Source organism: Desulfobacterales bacterium (genome assembly GCA_030066985.1).
Lineage (GTDB): Bacteria > Desulfobacterota > Desulfobacteria > Desulfobacterales > JAHEIW01 > JAHEIW01.
The window spans coordinates 26,034-40,426 of sequence record JASJAN010000040.1; the positions used below are offsets into that span (position 1 = coordinate 26,034).

The 14,393-nt window shown below is 48.6% G+C and carries 10 protein-coding genes; 1 reads left to right on the plus strand and 9 read right to left on the minus strand.

What is annotated here, in order from left to right:
- Nucleotides 1-6: 6 nt before the first annotated feature.
- Nucleotides 7-1,017 (minus strand): ligase-associated DNA damage response exonuclease, encoded by a 1,011-nt coding sequence (locus QNJ26_17995; GenBank protein MDJ0987437.1) that lies wholly within the window; start codon nt 1,015-1,017, stop codon nt 7-9.
- Nucleotides 1,018-1,265: 248 nt separating this feature from the next.
- Here QNJ26_17995 and QNJ26_18000 point away from each other — a divergent pair, with 248 nt between their 5' ends.
- The gene (locus QNJ26_18000; protein ID MDJ0987438.1) at nt 1,266-2,522 is read left to right on the plus strand and encodes an NAD(P)/FAD-dependent oxidoreductase; all 1,257 of its coding nucleotides are present in this window, start codon (nt 1,266-1,268) and stop codon (nt 2,520-2,522) included.
- Between the two features lie 34 nt (nt 2,523-2,556).
- Here QNJ26_18000 and QNJ26_18005 read toward each other — a convergent pair whose 3' ends face one another.
- From QNJ26_18005 to QNJ26_18040, 8 genes are all read right to left on the minus strand, one after another.
- Nucleotides 2,557-3,423 carry an alpha/beta hydrolase gene (locus QNJ26_18005; GenBank protein MDJ0987439.1) on the minus strand — a complete coding sequence of 289 codons (867 nt, stop codon included), beginning with the start codon at nt 3,421-3,423 and terminating at the stop codon, nt 2,557-2,559.
- Between the two features lie 18 nt (nt 3,424-3,441).
- On the minus strand, nt 3,442-4,380 hold the full coding sequence (locus QNJ26_18010) for an alpha/beta hydrolase (protein MDJ0987440.1): 939 nt from the start codon (nt 4,378-4,380) through the stop codon (nt 3,442-3,444).
- Nucleotides 4,381-4,511: 131 nt separating this feature from the next.
- Nucleotides 4,512-5,405 (minus strand): alpha/beta hydrolase, encoded by an 894-nt coding sequence (locus QNJ26_18015; protein ID MDJ0987441.1) that lies wholly within the window; start codon nt 5,403-5,405, stop codon nt 4,512-4,514.
- A gap of 162 nt (nt 5,406-5,567) precedes the next feature.
- Nucleotides 5,568-6,719 (minus strand): serine hydrolase domain-containing protein, encoded by a 1,152-nt coding sequence (locus QNJ26_18020; protein ID MDJ0987442.1) that lies wholly within the window; start codon nt 6,717-6,719, stop codon nt 5,568-5,570.
- A 33-nt stretch (nt 6,720-6,752) separates the two neighbouring features.
- On the minus strand, nt 6,753-6,998 hold the full coding sequence (locus tag QNJ26_18025) for a hypothetical protein (GenBank protein ID MDJ0987443.1): 246 nt from the start codon (nt 6,996-6,998) through the stop codon (nt 6,753-6,755).
- Between the two features lie 547 nt (nt 6,999-7,545).
- On the minus strand, nt 7,546-10,245 hold the full coding sequence (locus QNJ26_18030) for a LuxR C-terminal-related transcriptional regulator (GenBank protein MDJ0987444.1): 2,700 nt from the start codon (nt 10,243-10,245) through the stop codon (nt 7,546-7,548).
- Between the two features lie 408 nt (nt 10,246-10,653).
- Nucleotides 10,654-13,062, minus strand: a complete 2,409-nt coding sequence (locus QNJ26_18035; protein MDJ0987445.1) for an AAA family ATPase — start codon at nt 13,060-13,062, stop codon at nt 10,654-10,656.
- A gap of 248 nt (nt 13,063-13,310) precedes the next feature.
- Nucleotides 13,311-14,126: a nitrilase-related carbon-nitrogen hydrolase gene (locus QNJ26_18040; protein ID MDJ0987446.1), complete on the minus strand. Its 816-nt coding sequence runs from the start codon at nt 14,124-14,126 to the stop codon at nt 13,311-13,313.
- Nucleotides 14,127-14,393 lie beyond the last annotated feature (267 nt).

The following is a 14,393-nucleotide window of genomic DNA, read 5'->3' on the forward strand; positions in this document are numbered from 1 at the left end:
AATCACCTATGCCTCGGTGCGATCGATTCCGCTGCTGAACCGGGTGTCGACCTGACGGGCGTTTAAGCCCTGCTCCTGCAGGTACTGAACCACTTCGGCTGTGTAGCCGTGTGTTACCCAGATGTTTTCCGCTTCGCTGGCCATAATCGTTTTGATCAATCCGCTCCAATCGGAATGGTCTGAGAGCACAAATCCACGATCGACGGACCGCCGTCGGCGCATGCCGCGGATCTGCATCCAGCCGGAGGTAAACGCTTTGCTGACGTTGGTAAATCTTTTGGTGTAGGCCGGCGTATCGGCTGAAGGCGGTACGACCACCATTCCGCCGACAAAGGCATTCTTTTTTTCCACACTGGCTACGTGGCGGGTTTCCGGCAGTGAAATACCCGCCTGCAGATAGCATTTGTTAACATTTTCAACCGCACCATGCGTGAAAATTGGGCCGAGAGTTGCGTCCAGTCCGGCAATGACCCGCTGAGCCTTACCCAGCGAATATGCAAACAACACACTGGTTTTTTCAGCAGCCTGGTTGGACCGCCACCAGCCATTAATGTCTGCAAAGACGTCTGTTTGCGGTCGCCATTTAAAAACAGGCAGGCCAAACGTCGATTCGGTCACAAATGTATCGCATTTAAGCTGCTCGAAAGCAGCGCAGGTCGTATCCGACTCGATTTTGTAATCGCCGGAAACCACCCAGACTTCGCCTTTGTGTTCGATTCTGACCTGAGCGGATCCGAGCACATGTCCGGCCGGATGCAATGATACACTCACACCGTTGAGCGCCACTTTTTCCCCGTAGCCTACTGATTGCAACCGGATATCATTTCCCAGTCGCAGCCGCAAAATTCCTTCACCGTCCGATGCAGCCAGGTAATGCCGGCAATCCGGCCGGGCATGATCGGCATGTGCGTGGGTGATGACCGCGCGGTCGACCGCCTGCCAGGGATCGATGTAAAAATCGCCCGGCCGGCAGTAAATGCCGGCCGCAGTTATTTCGAGAAGCTCATTTTTAGGCATGGACCGATCACCTTCACGTTGATTTTTGACCAATCGTTAACATAATTACCCATGAGGTCTTTGCAATATGTCAATCTATCGTAGGGGTACGGGGAACCAATCTTTTGCCTGCAAACAATATACAAAGAAAAGTAATACATTTGGTTTCAGGTGTCAGGTGTCAGGTTTCAGGGCCGATTACAAGGGCTGACACCTGAAACCTGAAACCATATTTTGCTAATGAGTTAGAAATGGGCTAAGAACTTAAAATGGGAACCACTACTGAAATGGTGATCATCGTGGGAGCCGGCATAGCCGGCCTGAGCTGTGCGCGGCGACTGCAAAAGGCCGGAATTCCTTTTCAAATTATCGAGGCTTCGGACCGTATCGGCGGACGTGTCAAGACCGATCAAATTGATGGATTCATACTGGACCACGGTTTTCAGGTCTTGCAGGATGCCTACCCCGAAGCCCGGCGGCAGTTGGATTATGAGGTCCTGGATTTGCGCCCATATGCACCCGGCGTCATTGTACGGGCCGACGGCCGATTTTATCGCCTGGCCGACCCTCGACGCATGCCGCAATATGTAAAGGAGACCCTGCGGGCGCCGATTGGCACCTTTATGGATCGTCTAAAACTGGTACAATTAAGTCGTCGGGTCAGTCACGGGTCATTGGCGGATCTTTTCCAGCAGCCGGATATGCTGACGGACGATTTTCTGCGAACCAACGGCTTTACAGAAACCATGATCCAACGATTCTTCAAACCGTTTTTTAGCGGGGTGTGCCTGGATCCGCACATTCGCGTGTCCAGCAACTTCTTTCAATTTGTCTTTCGCATGTTTGTCAAAGGAGACGCCACCTTGCCGGCTGAAGGCATGGCGGCTATCCCCCGGCAGCTGGCTGCGGGAATTCCGGACGATTCGATCAGATTCGGTCAACGGGTGACATCGGTAGGCGAGAACCGGATCCGTCTTGAGTCCGGCGAGGAGTTGAAGACACGCGCTTTGGTTCTCGCCACTGACGGTCCTGAAACGGCGCGCTTGTTAGTAGCCGGTGAGACGATTGCCTCCCGCCCGGTGAGCTGTGTGTATTATGCTGCCGACAAACCGCCGATCAAAGAACCTTTTCTGGTGCTTAACGCTGACGGCCCCGGTCCGGTCCACAGCCTGAGTGTGCCCAGTTTGGTGGCGCCGACCTATGCGCCGCCGGGGCAGGCGCTAATATCGGTTGTGGTGCTCGGCAATTTAGATGTGGCGGACGCTGTTTTAGAAGGGCAGGTCAGAAAGCAGCTCTCCGGCTGGTACGGGGCAGCGGTTGATGGCTGGCGCTTGATTAAAATGTATCGAATCCAGCATGCATTGTCAGCTGAAGGGCCGCCGATGCACAATCCGATTTTACCTGTCGGCCAAATCAAGCGGGGCATTTATGTTTGCGGGGAGTATCGAAGCACACCGTCAATTCAGTGGGCCCTGGTGTCCGGCCGCCAGGCCGCCGAGACACTCATTGCGGATCTGAAACAATAGGTTGGTGGTTGGGTGTATCGACGACCTGAAAGGCTTATTTGCTTAAGAATTTCAGAATATGGGCGTTAATGCTCTCCGGCTGATCCAAGATCAGGAGATGACCGGCGTCTGCAATGATTTCAAATGTTAGATCGGGCATTAATCGTTGCGCGCGTTCGATAGCCTTGCGGGGATTGTATATCTTTTCGGCATCACCGATTAACAATAGAGCGGGCAGATCGATCTGCTTGAGTTCCTGATCTGTATACACGGTCGGATATATCATGGCCGGGCGACAATAGCGCGTGACTTCCTCCATCAGATGAACAAAGGTCTCTTCCAGCACCGTTTGTTTGGCGGCCGCTGCCTTTAACATCGACCTTGCGGGGGGATGAATCCTGAACTCACCCAGAAAAAATACGAGTTTCGTTATGAAACCCAGGGGGCGGTAGGATGCCGCCGGGGCCAGCAATACGATTTTGCGCAGCCGCTGCGGAAAGGCCTGCGCCATATTCAGCGTTAACCAGCCCCCGTAGGAATGCCCCAGCAGATCTCCTCTTTCAATGTTTAACCCGTCAAACACCTCTTTTAGCCATATTGCATAATCTGCCCGCTTATCCAGTAGTCGCTCCGCCACGCTTTTGCCGGCGTCCCCGATCATATCGACCGCGTAAACCCGATGATGGGCGCTTAACTGAGCAATGTTGGCGAACCAGACGGTTGAGCTCAAACCGGCGGCATGCAACAGCACCAGCGGATACCCATCCTCAGAACCACTGGCATTGATATGGGTAGAGCCATAGCTTGTTTTGACGTCAATGGCATCATGGGGCACTTTCCACAGCGAAAACATGGCCTCGTAGGCCGCCAGATATTGTTCGCGACCCTCCACAGTTGAAAAAATAGGTAGTTTCCTTTTCATCGTCGCACCGAATCCTTTTCATAAATGTTTTTTTAAAAAGCCGGCAATAGCGTCTCGACATTGTTGGTGAATTCCAATTACAAAATGCCCGCCGCTTGGGAATGTGATCAGCTCGGAATCGTGTATGCGCGCATGCGCGTAGGTTGCAAAATCATAATCATTCAGGCGGTCATCCAATGCATGTAAAATCAATGTCGGAAGATTGATTCTATCAAGATCATATTGCTTGTTCGAAATCGTTGCTTTTTGATCATTTCTTATTCCCGGGTATCTTTGGCTGGCGGGATGAAATATCTGCAGCACTTCTTCTACCCATTTCTTTTCATCATGGTTTAAGGTTTTGAGAACAGCTGGATCGACCCCAAATTTTTTAATGAGAAAATTTTTAACGGTATGAGATACAGCCCAATAAATGAAATCGAACCGAAAAAGGCTATTATAAAACCAATCCGATATGGGACGTTTTGGTGTTGTTTTACTTATGGCCGACTGGAGTACCAACGCAGCGCAGCGGTCTGGGTGGCGCAAAGTAAACAACAGCGCTGAAGGGCCCCCGATAGATAACCCAATAATGGCGGCTTTTTCAATCTGCAGATAATCCAGCAGGGCTGCATAAGCATCTGCCTGGGCTTCAAAGGATGCATCCGGCGGTATCGGCGTTCGTAGATATCCAAAACGTGATGGACAAATCCAGAAAAAATCTTCCCCGATCAGTCGCGCAAATAAAAGGCCCATATCATGCCCGCCGCCGGCACCATGGACAAATAGCACCGGCAGACCCTCCCCGGTGGTTGAATATTCGATGCGTCCTCGCGCGGTCTCAACCACCTGGCTTTCTTCTAAAATTCGTTTTCTAGCGGTCGATACTTCCGCTTGAAATTGTTTGATCGATAAACCATCGGCGGAAAAAACAGTTCCGCTAGCTGGCAATGGCATTAACGCTTTTTTTAGTTTCACTCTGACCTCCGTATATAAAGCCTGGTTTACCTCACGTCCGGCCGACATAAAAACCATCTTCAGCCTCTACGAGACGTGCAATTGCATGTGGTTCTTTTTTTGGAAAAGCAGAAACGGTTGGTTATTATGTGTCACCGTTCTCTCAAGAACTCGAGAATTTTTTTATTCACCATTTCCGGATGCACAAATGTGAGGTCGTGACCGGCATCGGGAATAACCTCTGTTTTTATCTGGGGTGCCATCTTATGAAGGCGCTGGATGGCTTTGCCGGCAGAATAGATTTTTTCGTGCTCACCGACCAAATAAAGTGTGGGTACGTTGATGTTCATTAGATCCGCATCGTCTAAAACCGTCGGACGAATCAACCGGATGGTTTTAAAGCACCGCATACGCACAACTATTGCGTCCACCTCTTCTTCTAACATGATGCGGCTATCTTCATCTTTTTTCACTAAATCTTCCAGCAGCCAGAATAAAAAACGTTTGGTGAAGTAGCGATGGGGCAAAAAGCAAAGTACAGCCCGCAAGATCCACTCTAACCGTATGGGTAACACAGTGCCGGCCGGCGCCACCAACACCATTTTAGCGAGTCGCCCGGGAAAGCGGAGTGCGTACTGGCTCGTCAACCAGCCACCGTAAGACAGGCCCATAAGTTTGATATGGTTTCCCAGCCCCAGCGCACTGAACAACTCATCAAGCCATTGCACATAGTCATCCGGGTTCTTTATGACTTGGGTGTATATACTGCGACTGTAGTCATAAATATTATCTACCGCAAAGACGCTATACCGTCTGGATAGCGCCTCAATGTTGGGAATCCATTGTAACGAATCGCCACCGGCGCCATGCAAGAGCACCAGTGGTGAGGCGCCGGCTGGTCCGCTCAGGCGCACAAATGTCTGGCCGTAAGCCGTATCCACGAACTGGGTCCGCGAATCGACCGGCCACTTCTTAACCCTCTCATCATATAACGCAAGATACTCTTTTTTAGCGGCCTTTGATCGAAAAGGGTGGTATGCTGTCATTTCATATCCTCTGGTTGCGATCGAACAAATCTTAACCATGCTGAATTGTTTTCCTGACAAAACCAGCTTACAAGCAGAAAAGTCAATATCAATCTGATACAGTTCCGTGCTTGAGTGATATCAATAACAATGAACGGCCGGGCCGACTGGCTATCCCCATTGTTATATCTTGGCTTCAATAATCCGCATTGTCATCTCAAATGAATCATCTTCGGGATCTTCCCAGTTGTGATTCTTATTGTAACGCTGCACGATGACGAGTTTTAAATCCGGTATAACCACCAAGACATAGTCATCCGCTCCGATATGATAGTAACCCGAATAGCCGATCATCTGCCCTAGATCCGAATCCTTTGGAATAATCTTCCACAAATACCCATAGCCCAGACCGTCTGTATCCGGAATCGTCGAATACGCCATGGTGCTATCATCTATCCAATATTCTTGAATGATCCGCGAGCCATTCCAACGACCATTTTTCTGGTATAGCACACCGAATTTGGCCAGGTCTCTGGGACTCATCTTGAAATGATATGCCGGATGCAAGGATTTATTCCATTGATATTGGTAAGAACAGTTGTTGAAGTCATAATCCACCATTTCCACGCCATTGGCGATTTCCGTTTTAAAAGCCATACATATAGCTTCACCGGTCTCCTGCTCAAAAATGGTTCCCAGCGTATTAACGTCCCATTGGTTATGATAAAAGAACGAATTCGGGGCATGGCTTCCTCTATCAGGTCTATAATCGACCATCGCCGGGTCTTCATCTGCGGCTTTATGGTAAACTCCCGAGCGCGACATCAATAGATGCTCCACTCTGGCTTGTTTTTCAGCATGGGTCAGACCCGGCGGGATGTCGGCGATATGCAAATCCGCCAGGGTGGCATTAAGGTTGATATTGCCCCGGGCATCGTGAATGCCATAGATCGCATTTAAAAATACTTCTCCGATCGAATCGACCGCATAATTTTTGTGAATATTGCCCCGGGAAAAAAAGATTTTACCGTCATGCAGTGCCATGGCGGCCTGACATCTCGTCTGAATGGCAAATTCATGTGCGTCCTGCAATTCGGCAGAAGACCAGCCTGCGTCTTCCGGTGCAATCCATTCCAGAGCCGGATCTTTTGCGGGCAGATTAACTGTGCCACCATTAACTTCACCTTTAATTTCACTATCTGCCGAGCAGCCCATTGCAAAACCGATCAATACACAAATTATTAGGATAAGCAGTAATTTGACCGACATTAAATTGATGAAACGTTTGATCGTAAACATTTTTAACCCCCCTGATGTTGTTTTGAATAATTTCATTTTGCCTCCTTGATTGATGAAAGTTTTTGGAATCTATCCCTTTTCCAGTTGAACCGGTTCGATGCATTCGATCGACAGCAGCGCTATATTCAGGTCGTGTATGCGGTTTAGCAGCCCATGTAATGCGGCCTGATCCGCCACCGAACCGATCAGAATCGTGTCGTCTGCCTCCGTGGAAATGACCATCTGCTCAAACCAATCTGACCATTTGGGGTCGAGGTGGCCTTTCAATCTGATCCGGTAATTTGTTGGGCCATGAAATTTATGTGGATTTGTCATGAAAATTCCTCCTGTTGGCCTGCGTTTTGGACTCAGATCCGGTAAAATTGAGTGAACGGTTCAGAAATTTCTGAGGTCGTCCGGTAGAAATATAGGAAATCAGAGGGGTGCGGTCATCACACTAAGGGGTGATTTTGAGGGGTGATTTTGAACCTATCTTAAAAATGTGTCTAAGCGCCCAGGGCTGCGTTGTACCGCGAATTGAAATACTCACGTACTCTGTGTACGCTCTGTTTTCAATTCACGGAAAGCCTTGCCCTGAACGCTGATCCACTATTTTTAATATAGGTTCTAAATTAGTCAGAAATGCAAATTGAAGGATCAGGTGCAGGATTGAAGATGATCTATACGCGCCGAGAGCTATATCAGGTTTTGCATACTCGGTTTATGAATCGGTTTTCGCCTTGCCCTCGAACGTTATCTACAATTTTTGAGATAGTTTTTTAATAGAATCAGGTTTTCATTATTTTTATGTAAGTTCAGGTTTTAAATAGGGCGGGGAAGTTGTCAGCGTGTGGGATTGATTTAAATTATTGCGCGCCGGGCGCTATATAAGTCCCAGCTCTTTGGCGCGGGTGACGGCTTTGATACGGCTGTTAACATCTAATTTGCTGTTGATGCTCTTGGTGTGGGTCTTTACGGTGTTTAAAGAAATGAAAAGTTTGTTTGCGATTTCGCGGTTTGATAAGCCGGCTGCAATAAGCTGTAAAACTTCCATTTCACGTTCGCTGATCGGGTCCATCAGACCTTCGATTTTCGGTGGGGTGGCTGTTTTAAAGGCTGTGAGGATTTTTTTGGCGTAGGATAAAGAAAAACCGGCCTGGCGAAGTTCATGATTCCGCTTTTTGACCGCAACCAGTTTTTCCAGCAAATCAGCTACGGGCTTTCCTTTGCTGACAAAGATCATTGTTAATCCACCGGGTTCAGCCAGCGCTAATGCGGATTGCAGCTCAGCCATTGCCGAGGCGGTTTCAGCCTTTAGTAGAAAGATCGTTAACCTGCACAACCGCATCTCGATCATCATATACACGTGATCACCGGCCTTGGCCGTTTCAATTAAACGCTGAAGCAAGTGATCCGCCTCATCCAGCCTATTTTGAGCGATCAGAATATGAGCCAAGGTCAGATATTCCAGCTGATACAGGTTGCTTATCTTATCATCAATGCTCAATCCTTTTTCCTGAGCCCAGTTTATAGCCGCATTCAGGTCGCCGGTCGCCAACCAGACAAACACCTTGAAAGCACCAAGGGGGCTGGTAATCCAGGGGGGCAGTGCAAAATTACCCGCACGCGCAGTTATTTCATCCATCAGTTTTAACGCACCGGCAATATCCATCCGATACATTAATGCTCGCACTAAACCAATCTGGCAGCTTGCCAGAATGACCGGATCGCGTCCCAGTTCACTCAGTTCGATGCCTTTGCTGATCAGACGCATGCCTTCTTCAAAATCGTTCCATTCACATAAAATGCTGCCCAAACTTCCATACAGGGAGCCAGCAATTCCGGTTTGTTCGATGCCATTCTCTATCGCCAGATCCAGCAACTGGCGGTTAAGAGCTTCGGCCTCTTTTAATTGGCAGCGTCTAAACATGATTGATCCCAGACAACTGCCGGCGAAGATATGATAGTAGACATTGCCGGCGGTTTTGCTAATCTTCATCGCCTCGACAAAAGCCTGCTGCTGTTCGGCCAACGTGCCTGTTATATTGCCCATTCCCAATGTCGTGGCGGCCACACTTCGCCAGTTTAAATCTTCTGGGGGGAGCAGCTTCAATGCCTGCTTTGAGAAAGTGACGGCTCTCAAGAGATCACCTGTTCGCGTTAACATGTACGCGCGAATCACCGCAATCCTTCCCAACAATCCATCCCTTTCTGAATCGCTGTCCGAAATGGACTCTATCGTTTGTTCGGCTGCTTGCAGTCTCTTTTCAGCATCATCCATGTATCCACTTTTAAACAATTCCCGGGCATAAAAGATACAAAGCTTTGGATGCGCGTCGATTTGTTCATCCGGCAGCTTTTTAAACCATCTTAAGAGTTGGCTTTCGCGGGCACGATCCCAATCGATTTCTGCAATTTCTTCTATCAAAAGCGCTGCGCTTATATAATCTTGAGCCAAAAACGCGTGATCCACCGCTTCGTTCTTAAAACCATTTTCTGCATACCACTGGCTTGCCCGGCGATGCAGTTCAGGGACCCGATCCTCCTGCTTCATGGGCAATCGCTGTTCGAGTAAATCACCAAACAAATGATGGTAGCGATACCAGCTGCGTTCATCGTCGAGTGGTATAACAAACAGATTGGCTTTTTCCAGGGTGTTCAATACCTGTGTGCTGTTTTCCTGATCGGTAACGGCATCGCAGAGCGGGCCGCACAGACGCCCTAAGATAGACGTTTGCAGCAGGAAATTACGGAGATGCTCGGGCTGACGGCTCAGCACCTCTTCGGTGAGATAGTCGGCAATATAGCGATTGTCGCCTTTAAAGCCTTTGATGAAATCGGATGGATCCTTGCGTCCTTGCAGCGACAGAGCAGCCAGCTGCAGACCAGCAGCCCATCCTTCGGTGCGGGTTTCCAGCAATTGGATATCCGGGGCGGAAAGCTGTACATTTAAACTTTGATTCAAAAGGCTGGCGGTTTCATCGACAGTGAAACTCAGATCAACGGCACGCAGCTCGGTCAGCAGGTTTTGACCACGCACCCGCGCCAGTGGCAAAGGTGGGTCCGATCGGGTGGCGATGATCAGATGCATCTGCTCGGGCAGGTTTTCGAGCAAAAACGCAATTAAATCATGAATTGGTTTGGCGTCGACCAGATGATAATCATCCAGAACCAGCGCAAGGTCTAGCGAAATTTGGCTTAAATCATTGAGCAGACTTATCAAAATGGATTCGATCGGCGGTGGCTGCGGTGAGTTGATCATCGTCAGGGCCGCCTTGCCGGCAGCGGCCTCCAGGCTCTGAAGCCCAAGGATGACATAGGTCAGAAAATGCAAGGGTTCATTATCAGCTTTGTCCACTGAGAACCATGCGGCCGGTATTTTGTGGGAGTGGATCCAGTCGACCAAGAGGGTGGTTTTGCCGAAACCGGCTGGAGCAGATATGAGGGCAAGCTTACGTTCAAACCCCTCATCCATCCGCTTGACCAGGCGCGGTCGCGAAATCCAGTTTGGCCTCAGTGGAGGAACGCACAGTTTTGTTCGTAACGGCGTCAGTTGACTGTTACCAGTAAATTCAGGCTTCATCCGCAATCACAACTCCTACACGAAATTGCATTCGGTGATTTTTCGGATCTGATGCATTTTGGGCTCTCATCTCCCGTCTGATCTCCTAACTGCCGTATCATGCTTTTGTGAGTTAATAGCGCTGCAGAAATTGATGCGTCAAAGGATCACAACTATCAGATGAGCGACAACATTCGATTCAGAGTGAGAAGCCGTGCTTCATATTTGATGGAGTAGGAAAATCAGGCAGTATGTATGCGTTTATAGTCAAATCGACGGGTTCCCGTCAATCATAATTAAATGCACACGCAATTATTGATCTCTTGAAGATATCAGACCAGATAACCGGTGAGATGAAAATCTTATTTTACGGAGATGGGGGATCTAATGTAGTAAGGTTTTAAAATTGATTCTGAAGTTGAGTGCTAATTACTCTGCTTCGTCTTCAAGTTCCTTTTTGAGTTTTTCGGTTTGCTTAATATAGCCCCTTAGTTTTTGTTGGACTGCGCCGTACACGCTTCCTACAGGATACATTCTCTTTTTATTGGGTTTGCCGGCCGGAACGCCGGTCAGGATCTCGATGCCCTCTTCAACCCTGGAAACTTTGTAGATATGAAACTTCTTCTGCTTGACGGCATCAACCACTTCTTTTTTGAGCATCAGGTTTTTGACGTTGGCCTCCGGAATGATCACCCCTTGCTCACCGGTGATGCCTTTTTCCTTGCACACCTCATAAAAGCCTTCGATTTTCTGGTTGACATCACCGATGGCCTGAATTTTTCCTTTCTGGTTGACCGAGCCGGTGACCGCAATACCCTGCTTGATGGGCATATCGGCCAGACTGGAGATAATGGCATACAGCTCGGTGGATGATGCGCTGTCACCGTCGATGCCGTAATAGCTTTGCTCGAAGGTGATGCTGATCGACAGGCTCAATGGGTGCTGCTGGGCAAAGGTTCGCCCCAGATACCCGGATAGAATCAATACCCCTTTGTCATGGGTGGCGCCGCTGAGCTCGGCTTCGCGTTCGATATTCACAACGCCCTGCTTGCCCATATAGGTTTCAGCAGTGATGCGCGCCGGCCGGCCGAATGCGAACTCGCCGATCTGGTAAACCGCCAGAGCATTGACCTGGCCGATCACAGCGCCTTTGACATCGATCATAATGGTGTTGTCCAAATAGGATTCATGCATTTTGTGTTCATACAGATTGTGACGGAAGCGATGATCATTGAAGGCTTTAATCACATGTTTATCCGTTACCTGGCGGGCGTTGTTCTTGCGTGCCCAGTAATCCGCTTCCTTGAGAATACCGAGGATGGGACCGAATCGAATGGACAGCTTATGCTTGTTGGAAACATATTTTTCGCCATACTCCACCATAAGGGCTACTCCTCTGGGGGTAAACGGCAGCAGGTTTTCCTCCCGGCAAACCCGGGCGATAAAACGGGCATATTGCTGGATGGTGCGCGGAGTGCGATCGACTTCCGAGTCAAAATCGGCCCGCACCTTAAATATTTTATTAAACCGGGGGTCTTCGCTCTGAATAATTTCGAAGATGTCATAGCTGCCCAGCAGAATGATTTTCACATCCAGCGGGATGGGTTCCGGCCTAAGAGAGGTAGTGCCGAAAGCACTTTCTTCCGGGATGTCTTCGATTTGCAGGCATTTGGTGCGCAACGTTCTTTTCAGCGCTTCCCAGACATAGGGGTTCATCATCACCGAATCGATTTCCATGATCAAAAAGCCGCCGTTGGCGCTCAACAAAGAGCCGGCCTGCACCATGGTAAAATCCGTGTTGATGGTGCCCATAAAGGCGCGTTTTTCGATGCGGCCGAATACATTATAAAATGTCGGATTGGTTTCGAAAATAACCGGCGCACCCCTGGTGGTCTCCTGATCCACCAGCACATTGACTTCATATTGCTGGAAGGCAGCGCTCGCATTGCGCGGCTGATGCTCTGACGGAGGGGTCTCACCTTTATTCGGCGGGATAAACAAATTGAAGTTTTCAACGATATGCTGTTGCACGGCATTCAGGTGGGCGACGATGGCTTCGCAGGTTTTAAATTCTCTGCGCATTGGACGAAGTCGTTTTTTTACCACCGATAACGCGTAGGTATCCATCAGTTTTTCAATATCGGCGTGCAGGGTCAGGTTATTTTTGTCCATATCCATGGCGGTGGCCTCGATTTCAGCCTGGATGGACATTAGATTTTCTTCGATTTTGGCCCGGGCCCTGGCCGGCAGGGCATTAAACTCCTCGGGGGTAATTGGTTGACCGTCGACCATGGGGATGGTCTGAAAATCGGTTTCGGTTTGCTCGATATACAAATTTCTTGAAGCAGCATAAGCTTCCAACTGCTCAAACAGGGCATGCTGCTGCTGGGCAAATGTGTTTTTTAATTTGGATAATTTTTTTAAATAGGCATCGTCTTCGAATATTTCCGGCAACTCTTTTTTTAATCCTTCAATAGCCCTTTTCATTTTTATGCTGAATTTAATGGAAACGCCGGGTGGAACCACGATGGCTTTAGGGCGAAATTCGTCTTTGAAATTGTTGACCAGGCACAGGTCATTGGGGGTAGGCAGGCGTTTGGCGTGCTTGTTGACCAGATCCCTGACAATCGTCGATTTGCCGGTGCTGGCCAAACCGGTCACAAATATATTGTAGCCGGGATCATCCATGTTCAGGCCGAAATCAATGGCCTGCACGGCGCGTTCCTGCCCGATCACCGTATCCAGGGGCTTGACCTCGGATGTATTTTTAAACTTGAAAACCTTTGGATCGCAAATCAGCCTTAAGTCAGACGCCTTCAGCTCAAATTTCTTCGCCATAATTTTTCCAATCCAGTAGAGGAACTTAAGATTATTTAATTGCCAAACAGCACCAAATATATGGTTATTTTAATGTTTAAAATTCGCTTTAAAAGGTTAGCTGATATTCGAGGACAAGGCTTAATTCGCTTCAAAAGCGGAGCGTACACGATAGTACGCGAGTATTTTGAAGCGGATTGTAACGCAGTCATCGGATACCAGATGAGGTTTTAAAGCTAATTTTTAAGTATAGCAAGGAAGAATATATTTTACAATCTTGTCAGCGGCTTATAGTGCTGCGGCTGTCGGTCGGTGACGACGTCATTGATGGGATTAAAGGATTTATCGCGTGCCTTTGCCGGAATGAAGTCTGCCAGCAGGACCTCATCATCGTTATTTCCGGCCTGTGCCAGTTCGCGGCCGCTATAATCATAGATGACGGAGCGGCCTTTGAATTTCAATTCTTCATCATTTCTTCGTTCAATACCGGCGCGATTGGCAACCGCCAGATAGACATTGTTTTCAATGGCCCGGGCAGGCATCACCTGCTGCCAGGCCGTGGTGATTAAATTGGCAGGGCAGACAATCACATCGGCCCCCAAAAGGGTTAGCACCCGGGCCGATTCGGGAAAGCGCCAATCGTAACACACCATTGGCCCGATGCGGACATCTCGCTTTTTATCGGTCACCACAAAAAAGCCGCTATCGCCGGGATCGAAACAATCGGTTTCTTTATAAAAAAGGTGTGTTTTGCGATAGACAGACGGTTTTTGAGTTTCCGGAACGATGACAAAACAGGAATTATACAATTTTTCTTGATGGCGTTCGGCAAATCCGGCCACCACAACAGCGTTTTTTCGTTGCGCCATATCATTAAAAAAATCATAACTTTCACCGTCAGCCGTTTCAGCCACCCGGTCGATTTCCTCCCGGGCAAGAAAAAAATAGCCAGTGGTGCACAGTTCGGGAAAGACAATGATGTCCGCCGTGACCTTTTCAACCAGCTGCTGCATGCGGGCGAAATTTTTTTGTTTCTCATTGAATTCGGGCGTAAACTGGACCGCGGCCAGCTTCAATTGTTTCATCGTAGCGCTCTTCCTTTCATCCAGGTTGGCGATGCTGATTTATACTAAATTATCAGGCCTCTGGCTACTGGCCGATCGGAATCTGCAAACTGCATTTTTTCAGACAGGATCTACAGGATTTACAAGATTATAATTTTTCATTTTCAGTTTCCAGAAGAAACTGAAAATACACAATCGCCTTCGGCGAAGGTGAACATACGCTTCGGTTTTTAGATACTTAACGGCACTACAAAAATAATACAAAGTAAATGGGGCCAACTAGAGGAA